The 16,714-nt window shown below is 65.1% G+C and carries 14 protein-coding genes; 12 read left to right on the forward strand and 2 right to left on the reverse strand.

Annotation, left to right across the window (positions count from 1 at the left end):
- Positions 1-551 precede the first annotated feature (551 nt).
- Positions 552-1,022, reverse strand: coding sequence for a GNAT family N-acetyltransferase (locus tag RTH46_RS12660; protein ID WP_316905820.1), 471 nt, complete (start codon positions 1,020-1,022; stop codon positions 552-554).
- Positions 1,023-1,309: 287 nt separating this feature from the next.
- Between RTH46_RS12660 and RTH46_RS12665 the strand changes: the two genes are divergently transcribed.
- From RTH46_RS12665 to RTH46_RS12675, 3 genes are all read left to right on the forward strand, one after another.
- Entirely contained in the window at positions 1,310-2,842 is a 1,533-nt protein-coding gene (locus RTH46_RS12665; RefSeq protein WP_316905821.1) for a PLP-dependent aminotransferase family protein, read from the forward strand.
- 212 nt (positions 2,843-3,054) lie between these two features.
- Positions 3,055-3,432, forward strand: a complete 378-nt coding sequence (locus RTH46_RS12670; protein WP_153788352.1) for a helix-turn-helix domain-containing protein — start codon at positions 3,055-3,057, stop codon at positions 3,430-3,432.
- Entirely contained in the window at positions 3,429-4,733 is a 1,305-nt protein-coding gene (locus RTH46_RS12675) for a type II toxin-antitoxin system HipA family toxin (RefSeq protein WP_316905822.1), read from the forward strand. Before RTH46_RS12670 ends, RTH46_RS12675 begins: the two co-directional genes overlap by 4 nt.
- Before the next feature lie 10 nt (positions 4,734-4,743).
- Here RTH46_RS12675 and RTH46_RS12680 read toward each other — a convergent pair whose 3' ends face one another.
- Positions 4,744-5,529, reverse strand: a complete 786-nt coding sequence (locus RTH46_RS12680; protein WP_316905823.1) for an SDR family oxidoreductase — start codon at positions 5,527-5,529, stop codon at positions 4,744-4,746.
- Positions 5,530-5,659: 130 nt separating this feature from the next.
- On the opposite strand from RTH46_RS12680, the gene RTH46_RS12685 reads away from it, so the two are divergent.
- The 9 genes from RTH46_RS12685 to RTH46_RS12725 all read left to right on the forward strand — a co-directional run bounded on the left by RTH46_RS12685 (position 5,660) and on the right by RTH46_RS12725 (position 16,703).
- Entirely contained in the window at positions 5,660-6,217 is a 558-nt protein-coding gene (locus RTH46_RS12685) for a TetR/AcrR family transcriptional regulator (RefSeq protein ID WP_316905824.1), read from the forward strand.
- 556 nt (positions 6,218-6,773) lie between these two features.
- Positions 6,774-7,748 carry a 2,3-diaminopropionate biosynthesis protein SbnA gene (gene sbnA / locus RTH46_RS12690; RefSeq protein WP_309295664.1) on the forward strand — a complete coding sequence of 325 codons (975 nt, stop codon included), beginning with the start codon at positions 6,774-6,776 and terminating at the stop codon, positions 7,746-7,748.
- A gap of 6 nt (positions 7,749-7,754) precedes the next feature.
- Positions 7,755-8,786 (forward strand): 2,3-diaminopropionate biosynthesis protein SbnB, encoded by a 1,032-nt coding sequence (sbnB, locus tag RTH46_RS12695; protein ID WP_316905825.1) that lies wholly within the window; start codon positions 7,755-7,757, stop codon positions 8,784-8,786.
- Positions 8,780-10,570 carry an FAD/NAD(P)-binding protein gene (locus RTH46_RS12700; protein WP_316905826.1) on the forward strand — a complete coding sequence of 597 codons (1,791 nt, stop codon included), beginning with the start codon at positions 8,780-8,782 and terminating at the stop codon, positions 10,568-10,570. The genes sbnB and RTH46_RS12700 overlap by 7 nt, the downstream gene beginning before the upstream one ends.
- A complete protein-coding gene (locus tag RTH46_RS12705; protein ID WP_279847753.1) occupies positions 10,567-11,181 on the forward strand; it encodes a glutathione S-transferase family protein in 615 nt (204 codons plus the stop codon). The genes RTH46_RS12700 and RTH46_RS12705 overlap by 4 nt, the downstream gene beginning before the upstream one ends.
- A gap of 12 nt (positions 11,182-11,193) precedes the next feature.
- Entirely contained in the window at positions 11,194-12,630 is a 1,437-nt protein-coding gene (locus RTH46_RS12710) for an L-lactate permease (RefSeq protein ID WP_153788342.1), read from the forward strand.
- A gap of 17 nt (positions 12,631-12,647) precedes the next feature.
- Positions 12,648-14,108 carry a PLP-dependent aminotransferase family protein gene (locus tag RTH46_RS12715; RefSeq protein WP_316905827.1) on the forward strand — a complete coding sequence of 487 codons (1,461 nt, stop codon included), beginning with the start codon at positions 12,648-12,650 and terminating at the stop codon, positions 14,106-14,108.
- Positions 14,109-14,573: 465 nt separating this feature from the next.
- Positions 14,574-15,812 (forward strand): OprD family porin, encoded by a 1,239-nt coding sequence (locus tag RTH46_RS12720; protein WP_153788338.1) that lies wholly within the window; start codon positions 14,574-14,576, stop codon positions 15,810-15,812.
- Positions 15,813-15,896: 84 nt separating this feature from the next.
- The gene (locus RTH46_RS12725) at positions 15,897-16,703 is read left to right on the forward strand and encodes an NAD(P)-dependent oxidoreductase (RefSeq protein ID WP_316905828.1); all 807 of its coding nucleotides are present in this window, start codon (positions 15,897-15,899) and stop codon (positions 16,701-16,703) included.
- The last annotated feature ends 11 nt before the right edge of the window (positions 16,704-16,714 follow it).

Here is a 16,714-nt window from a genome sequence, read left to right on the forward strand (position 1 = left end):
CGAACAAATATTAAGGCTCGTCGGGCGCGACTTTCATCGAGGCGCGGGACTGACCTCCCACACGACGCCGTATAGATTGACGCAAACCAAACTCACGCACATCTCGCTACAGTATTGCAGAAATGGGGGTAACCATAGACTGTGGGAGCGGGTTCACCCGCGAAGCGCCRCGACTTTCATCGAGGCGCGGGACTGACCTCCCACACGACGCCGTATAGATTGACGCAAACCAAACTCACGCACATCTCGCTACAGTATTGCAGAAATGGGGGTAACCATAGACTGTGGGAGCGGGTTCACCCGCGAAGCGCCGCGCGGGCGGCGCTCGATCTCAAGGACGCTGCAAGACTATCGCCAAGCGCCTTGCGGCCCTCATGCGATAACACTCGAAAAACCATCAACGGCTAGGCCTGAATCAGCTATCGATCATTCGGTGCATTGGGGCCGCTTTGCGGCCCATCGCGGGGCAAGCCCGCTCCTACAGGTTTTGCGGCGCAATTTTGTGGGAGCGGGCTTGTCCCGCGATAGCGCCAGCACTGGCAACGATGGACTTAGTGAGCAACATCCAGCGGCATCCGGTACTCGATCACCCCTGGCTTCTCGGCAATCCAGTCATACAGCCGCTGCGCAGTCTGGTTACTCTCCTGGGTATGCCAATACAGCCGGTCGCATTGCTGCTGCCGGGCGTGATCCTGGACGAACTCGATCAGCCGCTTGCCGACCGTCCGGCCCCGTGCGCTCGGGCACACGAACAGGTCTTCAAGGTAGCAGAAGTCGTTACGCCCCCAGGTCGAGCGGTGGAACACGTAGTGGACGAAGCCGAAGATCTGCTCGCCGTCGGTGGCCACAGCGCAGTGCATGGGCTCGGCCGGGTCGAAGAAGCGGGCCCAGGTGCGCTCGGTGATGGCTGGGCCCAGGTCCACTTGGTAGAAGGCCTGGTATTGCGCCCAGTGATCGCACCAGGGCTGCAGATCGGTTTGCTTCGCTCGGCGAACGAAAACGGGCAGTTGGGTGGTGGTCATGGTTGGAACCCCTTTGGACAAAACAGTGTGAATGAGTGAGGGGCCGGCCTGCCCGTAGCGCTTGCCTTCCTTGGTGGTTGCTTGCGGGCCTGGGTTTTATAGCGGATAAATGGTTGGTTTTTACCTGCCAATTGTTTGGTAATGGCCAGACCATTTTGGAACTCCTGGTAGGGGTAAGGCTTGAGATTGCCGGGGGCGCTTTGCGCCCCTTGCGCCGCGAAAGGGGCGCGAAGCGGCCCCGGCATTGGCAGCCATTAATCAGATCCATCCGCCAGGGAATCAGGCCAATGTTCAAACACGCGCAACTGGAATCGGTAAAAGCCTGGATCAATGACCCCGCACACAACGCGCTGGCCTTGCATGCGCGCATCCAACGGGCGATCCGCCAGTTGATCCTCGACGGCGCACTGCCGGTGGGCAAGGCGCTGCCCGCCTCGCGCCCGCTGGCGCAGTCCCTGGGCGTGTCGCGCGATACCGTGGAGTCGGCCTACAGCCAGTTGCACGCCGAGGGCTTCATCGAGCGGCGCGTAGGCAGCGGCAGCTTCGTGTCGCAACGGGCCCGGTGCCTGCCGTTGCGCAAGCGCCAGCGCCCGGCACACAACGAAGCCCCTGTGCAGTTGAGCCGCCGAGGCACGGCAATTCTGCACAGCGGTGGCGTGCACAACTTCCAGTCCCCTCGCCCCTTCGCCCCCGGCGTGGCCGAAACCCGGCACTTCCCCCTGGCCATCTGGGAGAAGCTGGAGCGCCAGGTGTACAGGGAATACGGCACGCGGGCGCTGGAGCACAGCGAGCCGCAGGGCATGGCGCCGTTGCGCAGGGCGATCGCCGATTACCTCAACCTCGAGCGCGGGGCCCAGGCATCCGCCGAGCGCATCCTGATCCTCACCAGCTCGCAGCAGGCCCTTGGCCTGTGCGCCCAGGTGCTCATGGACGCAGGCGACAAGGTGTTGGTCGAGGACCCGCTGTATCAGGGCACCCGCAAGGCAGTAACCGCCGCCGGCCTGGAATGCGTGCCAGTGCCCGTGGATGCGCACGGCCTGCAGGTGGATGCCATGGCCGACCTCGCGCCGGAGGCCCGGGCGCTGTTCCTCACCCCCTCCCACCAATACCCGACCGGCGCGACCCTGTCGCTTGACCGGCGTCTGCTGGCGATCGAGTGGGCCAGACAGCAACGCGCCTGGATCATCGAGGACGACTACGACAGCGAGTTTCACTACGCCGGCCGCCCCACCGCCTGCGTGCAGGGCCTGGACCCGCATGAGCGCACGCTGTACATCGGCACCTTCACCAAATCGCTGTTCGCCGGGTTGCGCATCGGCTACCTGCTGCTGCCGCCGCAACTTGTCGCGCCGATGACCGCCGCGCGAACCCTGCAGGACGGCCATAACGCGTCCATCACCCAGCTGACCCTGGCCAGGTTCATGGAGGGCGGCCACTTCAACGCCCATGTGCGAGCCATGCGTGGGCTCTATGCCGAACGGCGCGATGTGCTGGCGGATCTGGTTCAGCGGCACCTGGCGGCATTTCTCGTGCCGCAGATCCCGGCCGGAGGGCTGCAGATGCCCTGCCATTTCGTCCAGGCCTTGCCTGAAGACGCCGTGGTCAGGGCGGCGCGCGGGGTGGGGATCGACCTGCTGGGGCTGGGCAGCCTGTATGCGCTGGCGAGGAACGATGTTGGCTTGCTGATGGGGTTTGCCGCTCAAACCACCGCCGAGATGAAGGCCGCGGTGGTGAAACTGGAAAAAGTGTTCGCAAGCTTGGCTTCTGCGGGACGCTCGCGTCGACAAGTCGTACTCCACGAAACCAATTGTGGCAAATGAAGGCACCGAAACCGCCCTATCAACCCTCTGATATTAACGCCTAGAATACTTGGCTCAAAAGCGTTAAAAACCGTATAACGCCTAGTTAAACAGGCTTTATAAAAAATATGAGCCACCTTTAAAAATCGCTTTTCAAAGCCTAATATTCTAGGCAAAGAGATCGATAAAAGCCTTTTAAGCATAGGATCCCAGGCGTTATGAAAGCCACCTCAATGACCGACGACGCCATCGCCCGTGAGATCGGCCAGCGCATTGAAGCGATCCGCTTGAAGCGTAATATCGGCCAGGACATCGTTGCCCATGAAGCCGGGATCTCCCGGGAAACCTACCGCAAGCTGACGGCCGGCAAAGGCACCTTGGTCAACGTAATCGCCGTGCTGCGGGTGCTTGGGGAGTTGGAGCGCCTCGCCAGCCTGATCGAGGAAGTCAGAAGCAGCCCCTTGCAACTGGCGAAAATGCAGGGCAAGCAACGGCAGCGAGCGACAGTCACACGGGCAACCCACCCGGCGCCTGAACACACCGGCAGAACCCCGATTGGCAAGCCCTCGCTCATTGGTGGCCAGAAACCCCACAAGGATGAAAGCTGGTGATCGCACAAATCTACCTCTGGGATGTATACGTAGGCGCACTCAACTGGAACCCGCAAACCCAGGTTGGAGAATTCGAATACACCCCCGAATTCGTCAGGACCGGCCTGGAAATCTCACCTGTCCACATGCCCTTGCGCTCGGACTTCATCTACGTATTTCAGGGCCTGGACCGCGAAACCTTCAAAGGCCTGCCGTCGATACTGGCCGACTCCCTGCCCGATGACTTCGGCAATGCGCTGATCGATGCCTGGTTGGCCCAGCAAGGGCGCAGCAAAGCCACGTTCACGCCGGTCGAGCGCCTGTTGTACCAGGGTGAGCGAGGCATGGGCGCGCTGGAATACCGCCCGGCGCTGGCCACCGAGCGGGACAAGGCAGAAAGTATCCAGATCGATGCCCTGGTGCGCCTCGCGAGCGAGGTGTTGTCGGATCGTGAGTCAATCGCCGAACGGCTCAACGCCCATGACCCGTCGGTGGACGACGCGGCCCTGCAGCACCTCATCCAGATCGGCACGAGCGCGGGCGGGGCACGGGCGAAAGCCGTCATCGCCATCGATGGTCAAGGTGAGATTCGCTCAGGCCAGGTCACCGCGCCCCCGGGGTTCGAGTACTGGCTGCTCAAGTTCGATGTAGCCAAGGACTCGAAACTGCTGGCCGATTCACAGGGCTACGGGCGGATCGAGTATGCCTATCACCTGATGGCGAAGGCCGCAGGCATCAACATGACCGAGTGCCGCTTGCTGGAAGAGGGAGGCCGCGCCCACTTCATGACCAAGCGCTTCGACCGCACGGCCGAAGGCGAGAAAATCCACGTGGCCACCCTGTGCGCACTTGACCATGCCGACTTCCGCAAGCCTGGCCAGTACTCGTATGCCGAGGCGTTCGGGGTCATGCGTGCATTGAGGATTTCCCGAGACGGGGCCGAGCAGTTCTACCGGCGCATGGTCTTCAACCTGGTCGCCCGCAACCAGGACGATCACACCAAGAACACGGCCTTCATGATGGATACCGACGGCACCTGGTACCTCACGCCGGCCTACGACGTGTCCTATTCCTACTTGCCCGGCAGCTTCTGGGTAGACACCCACCAGATGACGGTCAACGGCAAGCGCGACGACTTCACCCTCGATGACCTGCTGAGCGTGGCAAGCCAGGTGCGCGGCATGGACGCACGGCGGATCATCAAGGAAGTCTGCGAGGCCGTCGCACAGTGGCCCCGCTTTGCCAGGGAAGCCGGCATACCTGCCACCGCCAGTGAACGAATTGGCGAGACACACCGGCTGTACCTTGGCGAGGGGCTGTGAACCTGGCTCGCTACAAAGCGCGATAACGCTCAGCCACCTGGGACTGGCGCAAATCCCCCATCAACATCTGCCGCGCACCGTCCAGCGCTGCCCAGCGCTCGGCGTGCTGCAACGGCGGAATGGTGATCGCCTCACGCCGGTCGTAGCCCACCAGTGCGGCATCGACCAGATCCTCTACCTCCATCACTTCAGGCAGCGAATCGATGTCCAGCCCGGAGCGCGACCAGATTTCGGTGCGGGTCGCCGCCGGCAGCACGGCCTGCACGTAGACGCCCTTTGGCCCCAGTTCCAGCGCCAGCCCCTGTGACAGGAACTGCACAAAGGCCTTGGTGGCGCCATACACCGTCATGCCCAGCTCCGGCGCCAGCCCCACCACTGAACCGATGTTGACGATCGCACCACTGCCCTGCTCGGCCAGCCGCGGGGCGATGGCGGCCGCCAGGCGGGTGACGGCGGTGACGTTCAGGCCGATCAGCCGTTCGAGGCTTGCGCCGTTCTGCCCGAGGAAGCCGCCCGACTGGCCTTGGCCTGCGTTGTTGATCAGTACACCGATGCGGCCATCTTCACGCAAACGGGCTTCGACCTTGGCCAGGGCCTCTTCCTGGGTCAGGTCGGCGACCAGCACCTCGACCGCGACGGAAAATTGCTCATGCAGGCGATCGGCCAGGGCCTCCAGCCGGGCCTGATCGCGGGCGACCAGCACCAGGTCGTGGCCACGCTGGGCGAAACGTTCGGCATAGGTCGCGCCGATGCCGCTGGAGGCACCGGTGACAAGAACGGTAGGCAAGGCACTCATGGGTAGATCCTCAAGGTTGGGTGTGTCTGCCATTATGATTACGATCATAATCTAAATGTGTCAACGTTTTGATGATGAACGACATCAATGTATGATGAGTTCCACCACCCCGGTGCAGGAGTCGCCCGCCATGAAAGTCAGCAAGGCACAAGCCCAAGCCAACCGCGCGCACATTGTCGAAACGGCCTCCTCGCTGTTCCGCGAGCGGGGCTATGACGGGGTCGGTGTGGCGGACCTGATGGCCGCTGCCGGTTTCACCCATGGCGGGTTCTACAAGCACTTCGGCTCCAAGGCCGACCTCATGGCCGAGGCTGCGGCGTGTGGCCTGGCCAGCAGCGCGGCGCGCAGCGAAGGGGTCGAGCTGGCGGACTTCCTGGGCCAGTACCTGTCCAGGGAGCACCGCGACAATCCGGCAGCAGGCTGCACCCTGGCGGCGCTGAGCAACGATGCGGCGCGCCAGCCCGAGGCCGTCAAGGCGGTGTTTGCCGACGGGCTGGAGCAGTTGCTTCAGACGCTGCAGGCGGCCGGCGGGCCAATCGATGATGCCGATGAAAAGGCTCAGCGGGCCCGGCGCTTGAGCATGATTGCCACCTTGGTGGGTGCCATCACGCTGTCCCGCGCCTGCCCGGATGATTCGGCGTTGGCGGATGAGATTCTTGAGGCTTGCCGCAAGCAGCTGCTGACCTAGCCACCGCCTTGGCCTGCGCTGTATGACACATTGCGCAGTCCATAGCGTGGGAGCGGCGGTGCGCCGCTGCGACTTGCCCCGCGAACACCGGCCATGCCGGTGCCATACACCGCGTTGCTGCAATCGCGGGGCAAGCCCGCTCCCACGTGTTTGGGTGATTGTCACCTTGGTCGGTGCCATCACGCTTTCCCGCGCCTGATTCGCGATGACGTAGGAGCGCCAGGCTGCCAGCAGATCGATCCTTGCCAGGGCTGCTCCACCTACCTCCCCTGTATTGAAAAATCCCGATTTTCTGTATCTGTCGCCCTCCCCTCCCCGCCCCGCACCATCACTCCCGCAGCGCCAGGCACACCCGCCCGGCGCGCACTTGCATGCCAACCCCAACATCATGAGCAACATCGTTTCCACGGATGGAAAGCGCGTTTGTAGATAACCGTAGAACAGGCAAGCGCTACCACCCGGTACCCCACTTCCCTGCTGCCCCGTTACTTCAAAGCCTGCCGGCCCAACGGCCGGACGGCCCGCTTCATTCAGGAAATCTGACAGGGATGCCCTAATGATCAAGCAACTGATAAACGAAAATAACTACGTTCAGGTCGATCAGCTGTGCAGTGCCAAGGTGCACTTGAAGATCGAGGGCCTGAACCCGGCCGGCTCCATCAAGCTCAAGACCGCCCACGCGATCGTCGCCGACCTGGAAAGCCGTGGGCTCATCACCCCCAGAACGCGGCTGATCGAATCCTCGTCGGGCAACCTCGGCGTGGCCCTGGCGATGGTCTGCGCGGCCAAGGGCTACCAGTTCGTCTGCGTCATCGACCCGAACACCTCGGCGCCCAACCGCAAGCTGATCCAGGCCCTCGGCGCGCAGGTGATCGTGGTCGACCAGCGTGACGAGAACGGTGGTTTCCTCTACTCGCGCATCCGCCTGATCGAACAGATGGTCGCGCAAAACCCCGACTACATCTGGCTCAACCAGTACCAGAACCCGAACAACCCGCTGGCCCACTACAACGCCACCGCGCGGGCCATCGCCGAGAAGTTCGGGCATGTCGACTACCTGTTCGTCGGCGCCGGCACCACCGGCACGCTGATGGGCTGCAAGCGCTACTTCGCCGACCACCACCCACACACCAAGGTGATCGCGGTGGATTCGGTCGGTTCGGTGACCTTCGGCCTGCCCGGCGGCACCCGCCATATCCCGGGGCTCGGCACCAGCCGCCGCCCTGAGATCTACGAGCCCAGCGATATCCACGCCTTCCTCACCGTACCCGAGGTGCGCACGGTGCAGGTGTGCCGCTGGCTGGCGCAGCGCTACGGCCTGCTGTTCGGTGGTTCCACCGGCACGGTGCTGGCCGGCGTGCAGCAGTGGGCCGCACAGATCCGCCCGGACGATGTTGTGGTGGCGATCTCCCCGGACATGGGCGAGCGCTACCTGGAAACCCTCTATTCAGACGACTGGGTCAGCCAACGCTTGGGCCCGGACGCGCTGCAACCGTTGTTCCCCGAATTCCCTCTCTCCCTTACGGCGTAACCAGTCATGACCGCACAAGCTTCGATTCCCCCGTTCCACGTGATCCCCGGCGCCACCGTCAAGGACATCCTTGCCGGCATGCGCCAGGAGGCCATCGAGGTGGTCGCGCAGACCTACCTCACCCACGAGCGCGGCGAAACCGTCAACCCGGACAGCTACTTCCTGCGTTTCCCCGAAGAGCCGGCCAACCGCATCATTGCCTTGCCGGCGGCGATCGTCGACAAACAGGGCGAACAGTCGGTGTCGGGCATCAAGTGGATCGCCAGCTACCCGGACAACATCCACGCCGGCATCCCGCGGGCCTCGGCGGTACTGATCCTCAACGATCCGCAAACCGGCTACCCCTACGCCCTGCTCGAAGGCGCGCTGATCAGCGCCGTGCGCACCGCAGCCTCGGCCGTGCTGGGCGCCTGGCTGCTCAATGACAAACAAAAGCGTGCCGGCAGCCTGTCGATCATTGGCGGCGGCGTAATCGCCCGCAACATCCTCGACACCTTCATCGGCGACGACTGGTCGTTCGGCCAGGTCGGCGTGCATGACCTCAACCGCGAGTCGGCCGAGGCACTGGCCGGTTTCGGCGAGCAACTGGGCCTGCCACAGGTGCAACTGTGGTCGCTGGAAGAAGCGCTCAAGGCCGATGTCGTGGTGTTCGCCACCAGCGCCGGCACCCCCTACGTCAGCGGCGACGACACCTTCCGCCCAGGCCAGATCGTGCTGAACATCTCGCTGCGCGACATCGACGCCGGCATCGTCGCCGCGAGCTACAACTACTTCGACGACGTCAGCCACTGCCTCAAGGCCAACACCTCGCCGCACCTGGCCGAGCAGCGCTTCGGCCACCGCGATTTCGTCACCGGCACCGTGGCGCAGATCCTGCGCGGCGAACTGCAGGTGAAGCGCGACAAACCCCTGATCTATTCGCCGTTCGGCATGGGCATCCTCGACCTGGCCCTTGGCCGGCGTATCCATGACGTCGCCCTCGAGCAAGGCTCGGCGGTCGCCGTGCCGTCGTTCTTCGGGGAGGAGCGCAGATGGTGAGCAAGCCCCTGCACATCGGCCTGGTGGGCTGCGGCTCGCGCGGGCTGTCGATCTTCGAGCGCCTGCTGAGCATCGCCGAAACCCGCCCGCAACAGCCGCTGGTGATCGACATCTTCGACCCCAACGTGTTCGGCACCGGCGCCCACTGGCCCAACCAGCCGGACTACCTGCTGCTCAACACCGTGGCCGGGCAACTCGGGGTGTACCCCGACGCGGCGGCCTTCGGCACCCTGCACGATGCCCGCGAACGCTCGGGCCCGGACTTCCTGGACTGGTGCCGGGCCAAGGGGGTCAAGGTCGACCCGAAGACCGGCCTGGTGGCCGACGAAGGCCGCGCAGTGGAGCCGGAGGACTTCCTCCCGCGCCGGCTACTCGGCGCCTACCTGGCCGACGCCTTCTCGCGCATCCTGAGCAGCGCGCCAGCCTGGGTGGCGGTGCGCCTGCACCCGCACCCGGTGGTCGGCCTGCGCACCGATGCGCAGCAGGGCTATCTGCTCAAACTGCCGTCGGGCGACAGTGTGACCGTGGACCGCTTGATCCTGACCGTCGGCCATACCGGGCGTGTGCGGGCAGAAGAAGAAGGCCGGGTGGGCGATATCTACCCGCTGCCGGGCAGCCTCGACAGCATCGCCGCCGGCGAAGCCGTGCTGCTCGAAGGCTTGGGCCTGGGGGCGATGGATACCCTGGCGGCGCTGACCGCTGGCCGCGGTGGCGCCTACCACCGCATGGCCGACGCCAGCCATGTGTACTTCCCCTCCGGCAAGGAGCCGGTGATCTATATCCAGTCGCGTGACGGCCTGCCGTTCCGTGCGCGCCCCAACGGCCTGACCCGGGCGCCACGGCACAAGCCGATCTTCCTCACCAGCACCCATATCGATGCCCTGCGCCAGCAGGCGCCGAACGGCCAGCTGGACTTCGAGCGTGACGTGCTGCCGCGCATGCTGCTGGAAATGCGCGCTGCCGGCATGGCGGTGCTGCACGCCAAGACCGACCCGGCGCGCCACCGTGAAGTGCTGGAGCAACTGCGCAGCGTCAGCCTGCAAACGCCCACCGATACCCACGAAAGCGAGAGCCTGCTGCGTCACTACGAGGCGCTGTCCGGCGCCATCGACCCGCAGGCGCTGATCCTGCACAGCCTGCCGGCGCAGGTGAACGCGCACAATTACCATGCGTGGATATACGACGCCATCGAGGCCGACCTGCACGAGGCCCGCATCGGCCGCGCCGAGTCTCCGGTCAAGGCGGCCATCGAGGTGTGGCGCGACCTGCGTGACCGGCTGCGCGAGGCGGTCGACTTCGACGGCCTCACCGAGGCTTCGCACCGGCAGTTCTACGGCCGCTGGCACAAGGCAATCAACCGCCTGGTGGCCGGGCCGCAGAAGGAGCGCCACGCCGACCTGCTGGCCTTGAGCGACGCCGGGTTGCTGACCTTCCTGCCACCGGGCGCGGTGCCGGCCGCCAAGCCTTACCGGCGCGTGGCCGGTTACGTGCAGGGCAGCGGCGTGCACGACAGCGACTGCGCCCCGGTGCGCGACCTGGCGCGGCTTGGCCTGATCCGCCCACGCACCGATGTGCCGGGCCTGGATGGCATCGATGTCGACGCGGCCTGCCACCCGCGCGCCAGCAGCGGCGAACCGGTGCGCAACCTCTGGGTGCTCGGGCCGCTGGCCGAGGGCTCGTGCTACTACAACCACTACGTCACCTCGGCCGGCGCGCCGTCGCGCCTGTTCATCGACGCCCACAAGGCCGCCTCGGCCATCCTCGACACAGGGACCGCCCCATGAAGCTCTACTACCAGACCCACTCGCCCTACGCCCGCAAGGTGCTGGTGATGGCCCATGAGCTCGGGCTCGCCGAGCGCCTGGAGGTGATCCACCACGAGACCAGCCCCACCACCCGCAACGAGACCATCTACCAGGCCAACCCGCTGGGCAAGGTGCCGGTGCTGATGCTGCCCGAGGGCGAGGCGCTGTTCGACTCGATCGTGATCTGCGATTACCTCGACACCTTGCACCAGGGGCCAAGGCTGATCCCGCTGCAAGGCCCCGAGCGCTACCAGGCCCTGCGCCTGCAGGCGCTGGCCCAAGGCCTGTGCGATGTCGGCATCAAGCTGCGCTGGGAAGTCGAGCGCCGCCCGGCGCACCTGCGCTACCCGGCCTATGGCGAGGGCCAGAAGTACAAGCTCGAAGAGTCGTACCGCTACCTCGAACAACAGGTCGAACTCGACGGCCCACTGAACGTTGGTCACGTAGCCTTGGGCACCGCCCTGGACTGGATCGTGTTCCGCGAGCTCTCGGACTTCTCTCAGCACCCGCGCCTGAACGCCTGGTACCAGCGCTTCTGCGACCGCCCCTCGATGCGCGCCACCGAGTACAGCGGTCAGACCCACGATTAAGGAACACAGCACATGGCTGCTCTCTTGTTGCAAATGTCGCCCATCGGCCTGGTGATCGCCCTGATCCTGCTGGTGCGTCGCCCGCCCGTGCAGGCGGCCCTGGCCGGTGTCGCGGTGGTCTTCCTGCTGTGGGGCATGGGCGCCGCGGCGCCACTGTCGGCGGCCGCCAGCTCGGCGATCATCAAGGACACGATGATCCTGTTCCTCAGCACCGCCTGCGTGATCGTGCCGGGGCTGGCCTTCGTCATCCTGGTGGAGCGCGGCGGCGCGCCGCAGGCCATCGGTGCCTGGGTGCGCGAGCTGGGCTGGAAGCCACCGGCGCAGGTGATCTTCATCGTGCTGGGGTTGGCGCCGCTGCTGGAAGCGATGACCGGCTTCGGCGTCTCGCTGATCGCCACCGTGCCGCTGCTGATGGGGCTGTTCTCGCGCCAGGCGGGGATGAAGATCGCCCTGGCCGGCATGGTCATCATGCCCTGGGGCACCCTGGGCCTGGCCACGGTAATCGGCGGCTTGCTCACCCACCTGCCGGCCAACGAGCTGGGCAGCCATTCGGCGCTGATCAGCGCGCCGGTGTTCCTGGTGCTGGCGGGCATCGCCCTGTGGCAGGCTGGCATTCGCAGCGCCCTGCCGTGGCTGGGACTGTGTGCGGTTTCGGTGCTGTTCAGCGCGGTGCTGTACGGCATCAACCGCTTTGTCGGGCCTGAGGTATCGGGCGTGCTGGCGGGGCTGACAGTGGCCGCCGTGGGCCTGGTGATTTCGTACCTGCAGCGCAAGCGCCTGGTGCGCTGGCCGGCGGCAGCCTGGCCGTACCTGGCGCTGCTGGGGGTAATCGTCGCCTCGCGCGCAGTATTCGTACTGTCGGGCTGGGATGGCGTGTGGGTGATCAAGGGCGAGCATGTATCGTGGAAGCCGCTGGCCTCGCCGGGGCTGGCGCTGTTGATCGTCACCGTGCTGATGACCTTGCGCCAGCGCGCCGAGGGCAGCTTCCCATGGGCCTCGCTGCTCAAGCGCGCCAAGTTCCCGGTGGCGACCATCTTCCTGTTCCTGCTGCTGTCGCAGGTGATGGTCAACGCGGGCTTTCTGGTCGAGGCGCAGCGCGCCCTGCAATCGCTGTCGGGGATTTCGCTGGCGCCGACCGTGGCGCTGCTGGCCGGTATCGCCGGCTACGTCACCGGCTCCAACGTGGGCGGCAACACCCTGGTGATGCCGTCGATCGCCGCCCTGGGCAGCGACTACGGGCCGTGGCTGGCAGCCATGGTCAACAGCGCCGCCGGGCATGGCGCGCTGGGCTCGCTGTCGATCCTTTCACTGATCACCGGGTTGGCGGCCGCCAACCGCGATGAAGAGCACGGGCTGATCCGCTTCGCCTTCGGCCTGGTGGCGCTGAACATCGCCATCGTTGCTGCAACCGGGGTGGTTTTACTTTATGTTCTGGGAGGTCATTCCTAAGCTGGCATAAAGACCCCATGGATCGGTTCGAAGCACCTGATAAACGCTGGCGGAGAGTCAAGGACTGGATCATCCGCCAGATCGACAGCGGTGAATGGCCGGCGCGCACCAAGCTGCCGTCGATCCGCACCCTGGCCCGCCTGTTCGACACCAGCATCACCACCGTGCAGCGGGCCCTGGCCGACCTCGAAGCCAACGCCTATGTGCTGACCGAGCCCAGGGTCGGCTACTTCGTCTCGGCAGCGGGGCGCGCCAACCCGGCCAGCCGCTTCGACTTCTCCAGCGTCACGGTCAACGTCAACCACGCGGTGGTCGCCATGCTCTCCCAGGCAGCCAGCCGCACCACCCTGTCGCTGAGCTCGGCCGTGCTGCATGGCGACCTCACCCCCCACGTGCTGCTCAACAAGTGCATGGCCACACTGGCCAGCAAGGCCGACCTGGCCATCGCCGGGCTGGTGACGCCACCTGGGCATGCGGCGCTGCGCCGGCGCATTGCCGGGCTGATGCTGACCCGGGGCGTGGTCTGCGGCCCGGACGAAGTACTGGTGACCTCCGGCGATACCGTCGCCCTGGAACTGGCCCTGGAGGCCGTGGCCCGGCGCGGTGCCACGGTGGCCATCGAAACCCCCACCTACTACGGCATCCTGCAGACCATCGAGCGCCTGGGGATGCGTGCGCTGCCCATGCGCACTCACGGCGAAACCGGGATCGACATGGAGCACCTCGAAGAGGCGCTGAAGCTTAAAAAAGTCGATGTGATCTTCCTCAACCCGACCCTGCAGAACCCGCGCGGCTTCATCATGCCCGAGGCGGCCCGCGCCAGGCTGTCGCAACTGGCCCGCGAGGCCGATGTGCCGATCATCGAGGACGACATCTTCTTCGACCTGGTGCCGGAAACCGAGCGGCCACGGGCGCTCAAGAGCCATGACAGCACTGGGCAGACCATCTACTGCTCGTCGTTCTCCAAGACCGTCGCCCCGGGCTTTCGGGTGGGCTGGTGCGTGGCCGGCAAGTACCGCGATGCCATCCTCGCGCAGATGTTCTCGCGCAACCTGGCGGTGTCGAGCCTGGCGCAAAGCGCGCTGAACGAGTTCATCGGGCGCGGCTACATGGACGAGCACTGCGCCCGGCTGCGCAGCCAGCTGGCCACGGTGAACGAGGCGATGCTGGGACTGGTGCGTTCGGCCTTCCCGGTGGACACGGTCTACGTGCCGCCGCGTGGGGGGTTCATCCACTGGCTGGAATTGCCGGCGGGGACCGATATGGCCTTGCTTCAGCAGTTGGCCCATGAGCGGGGCTACCACATCGCCGGCAGCGGGATTTTCTTCGCCGATGGCCAGCCCACCACGGGATTGCGCCTATGCCTGGGCAGGCCGCTGACGCCAGAGCTGGCCCAGGGGCTCAAGGTGCTGGGCGAGTGTGCCCGGCAGGCGCTGGAACCGCTTGCCATTGATCTGCCAACCCTGCAAATGCCTTAGACGCTCTGTGTAGGAGCGGTCTTGTGTCACGCAGGGTGGCACGGGCTTCGCCCGTGTTCGCGGGGCAAGCCCGCTCCCACAAGGATCGCGCTAGCTTTATCAGTTGAGCAAGACAGTTGCTCCTACACAGGGATCGTACAACCCGGCACAAGTTGAACCCCATAGAACGTTGACAAGCCGATTCTCACTTGATAATAATCGCCACGGTTGTACGACAACACACAACAAAAACAACAATCAGTGAAGAGTCCCATGCCAACATTCCGTTCGCGCACCCCGCGCCCGTCGCTGCACATCCGTCTCCCGATAACGCTCCCCGGCGAACCCTTGCCGCAGGCCCTGGCCACCTAGCGCCTTGCGCGCTCGACCCCTCATGCCCTGACGGGCTGAACTGAACCACCGCTGCCGTTGGCCGCCTGCGCGTGCCCGGCAATCGGCTGCCTCACATTCGGGAGCACAACAAGCATGAACATCCGCCAACCCCTGCCTTTCGCCCTGCTCGGCGCCGCCCTGCTCGGCAACCTGCCCGGTACCAGCCTGGCCGCCGGCTTCGTCGAGGATGCCAAGGCCACCCTGGGCCTGCGCAACTTCTACATCAACCGTAACTTCGTCGACCCGAGCAACCCGCAGAGCAAGGCCGAAGAGTGGACCCAGAGTTTCATCCTCGATGCCCGCTCCGGTTTCACCGAGGGCCCGGTCGGCTTCGGCGCGGATGTGCTGGGGCTGTGGTCGGTGAAGCTCGACGGCGGTGGCGGCACCTATGGCACCGCCCTGCTGCCACGTCACGACGACGGGCGCCCGGCCGACGACTTCGGCCGCCTGGCGGTGGCGGGCAAGGCGCGCATCTCCAAGACCGAACTGAAGATCGGTGAGTGGATGCCGGTGCTGCCGATCCTGCGTGCGGACGATGGTCGCTCGCTGCCGCAAACCTTCCGCGGCGGCCAGCTCACCTCCAGCGAAATCGCCGGTCTGACCCTCTACGGCGGCCAGTTCCGCGGCAACAGCCCGCGCAACGACGCGAGCATGGAAGACATGAGCTACGGCCGTGGTATCTCGGACCGCTTCAACTTCGCCGGTGGCGAGTACAAGTTCAACCAGGACCGCACTCTGGTCGGCCTGTGGAACGCAGTGCTCAAGGATGTCTACGAACAGCAGTACCTGCAGCTGAGCCACAGCCAGCCACTGGGCAACTGGACCCTGGGCGCCAACCTCGGTTACTTCCAGGGCGGCGAAGACGGCGCCGAGCGCGCCGGCAAACTGGACAACAAGACCTACTCGGGGATGTTCTCGGCGCGGGTGGGCGGCAACACCTTCTACGTCGGCCTGCAGAAAGTCAGCGGCGACACCTGGATGCGGGTCAACGGCACCAGCGGCGGCACCCTGGCCAACGACAGCTACAACGCCAGCTTCGACAACGCCAACGAGCGCTCCTGGCAGGTGCGCCACGACTTCAACTTCGTCACCGTCGGTGTGCCGGGGCTGACCCTGATGAACCGCTACATCAGTGGTGACGACGTGCACAGCGGCGCCATCCGCGATGGCAAGGAATGGGTGCGCGAATCGGAGCTGGCCTACGTGATCCAGAGCGGGGCGTTCAAGGACCTGAGCATCAAGTGGCGCAACTCGAACATCCGCCGCAGCTTCAGCAACAACGAATTCGACGAGAACCGCCTGATCTTCAACTATCCGCTGTCGTTGCTGTGAGTGATTGACAAGCAGCAGAAGCGCTGTCGATAATCGATTTTAGTCATACGACAACCTACAACAAATGACAACTGCGAGCCTGCCATGACCACTACCCGCTTCAACCGCCTGCTCCTCACTGGCGCCGCAGGAGGCCTGGGCCAAGTGCTGCGCGAGCGCCTCCAGGGCTGCGCCGAGGTGCTGCGCCTGTCCGATATCAGCCCGATGGCGCCCGCCAGCGGCCCCCACCAAGAGGTCGTGACCTGCGACCTGGCCGACAAGGCTGCGGTGCTGGCACTGGTCGAAGGGGTGGACGCCATCGTCCACTTCGGCGGCGTATCGGTGGAGCGCCCGTTCGAGGAGATCCTCGGCCCCAACATCTGCGGCGTGTTCCATATCTACGAGGCGGCGCGCAAGCACGGGGTCAAGCGCATCATCTTCGCCAGCTCCAACCACACCATCGGTTTCTACAAACAGGACGAGCGCATCGACGCCCATGCCCTGCGTCGGCCCGACAGCTACTACGGGCTGTCCAAGTGCTACGGCGAGGACGTCGCCAGCTTCTACTTCGACCGCTATGGCATCGAGACCGTCAGCATCCGCATCGGCTCATCGTTCCCCGAGCCGCAGAACCGGCGGATGCTCAGCTCGTGGCTGAGCTATGACGACCTCACCCAACTGATCGAGCGTGGCCTGTTCACCCCGGACGTGGGCCACACCGTGGTCTACGGCGCCTCGGCCAACCCGACGCAGTGGTGGGACAACCGCTACGCCGCGCACCTGGGCTACGCGCCGAAGGACTCCTCCGAGGTGTACCAGGCCAAGGTCCAGGCGCAGCCGATGCCTGCCGCCGATGACCCGGCGATGGTCTACCAGGGTGGCGCCTTCGTCGCTGCCGGGCCTTTCGATTGAGCCACCCAGGG

Source organism: Pseudomonas sp. zfem004, assembly GCF_032621715.1.
In the GTDB taxonomy this organism is placed as follows: domain Bacteria; phylum Pseudomonadota; class Gammaproteobacteria; order Pseudomonadales; family Pseudomonadaceae; genus Aquipseudomonas; species Aquipseudomonas sichuanensis.

What these genes read in the sequence shown, in the direction of transcription:
- RTH46_RS12660 (WP_316905820.1), bottom strand. Translation starts at nt 1,022, where the DNA reads ATGACCACCACCCAACTGCCCGTTTTCGTTCGCCGAGCGAAGCAAACC.
- RTH46_RS12665 (WP_316905821.1), top strand. Translation starts at nt 1,310, where the DNA reads ATGTTCAAACACGCGCAACTGGAATCGGTAAAAGCCTGGATCAATGAC.
- RTH46_RS12670 (WP_153788352.1), top strand. Translation starts at nt 3,055, where the DNA reads ATGACCGACGACGCCATCGCCCGTGAGATCGGCCAGCGCATTGAAGCG.
- RTH46_RS12680 (WP_316905823.1), bottom strand. Translation starts at nt 5,529, where the DNA reads ATGAGTGCCTTGCCTACCGTTCTTGTCACCGGTGCCTCCAGCGGCATC.
- RTH46_RS12685 (WP_316905824.1), top strand. Translation starts at nt 5,660, where the DNA reads ATGAAAGTCAGCAAGGCACAAGCCCAAGCCAACCGCGCGCACATTGTC.
- sbnA (WP_309295664.1), top strand. Translation starts at nt 6,774, where the DNA reads ATGATCAAGCAACTGATAAACGAAAATAACTACGTTCAGGTCGATCAG.
- sbnB (WP_316905825.1), top strand. Translation starts at nt 7,755, where the DNA reads ATGACCGCACAAGCTTCGATTCCCCCGTTCCACGTGATCCCCGGCGCC.
- RTH46_RS12700 (WP_316905826.1), top strand. Translation starts at nt 8,780, where the DNA reads ATGGTGAGCAAGCCCCTGCACATCGGCCTGGTGGGCTGCGGCTCGCGC.
- RTH46_RS12705 (WP_279847753.1), top strand. Translation starts at nt 10,567, where the DNA reads ATGAAGCTCTACTACCAGACCCACTCGCCCTACGCCCGCAAGGTGCTG.
- RTH46_RS12710 (WP_153788342.1), top strand. Translation starts at nt 11,194, where the DNA reads ATGGCTGCTCTCTTGTTGCAAATGTCGCCCATCGGCCTGGTGATCGCC.
- RTH46_RS12715 (WP_316905827.1), top strand. Translation starts at nt 12,648, where the DNA reads ATGGATCGGTTCGAAGCACCTGATAAACGCTGGCGGAGAGTCAAGGAC.
- RTH46_RS12720 (WP_153788338.1), top strand. Translation starts at nt 14,574, where the DNA reads ATGAACATCCGCCAACCCCTGCCTTTCGCCCTGCTCGGCGCCGCCCTG.
- RTH46_RS12725 (WP_316905828.1), top strand. Translation starts at nt 15,897, where the DNA reads ATGACCACTACCCGCTTCAACCGCCTGCTCCTCACTGGCGCCGCAGGA.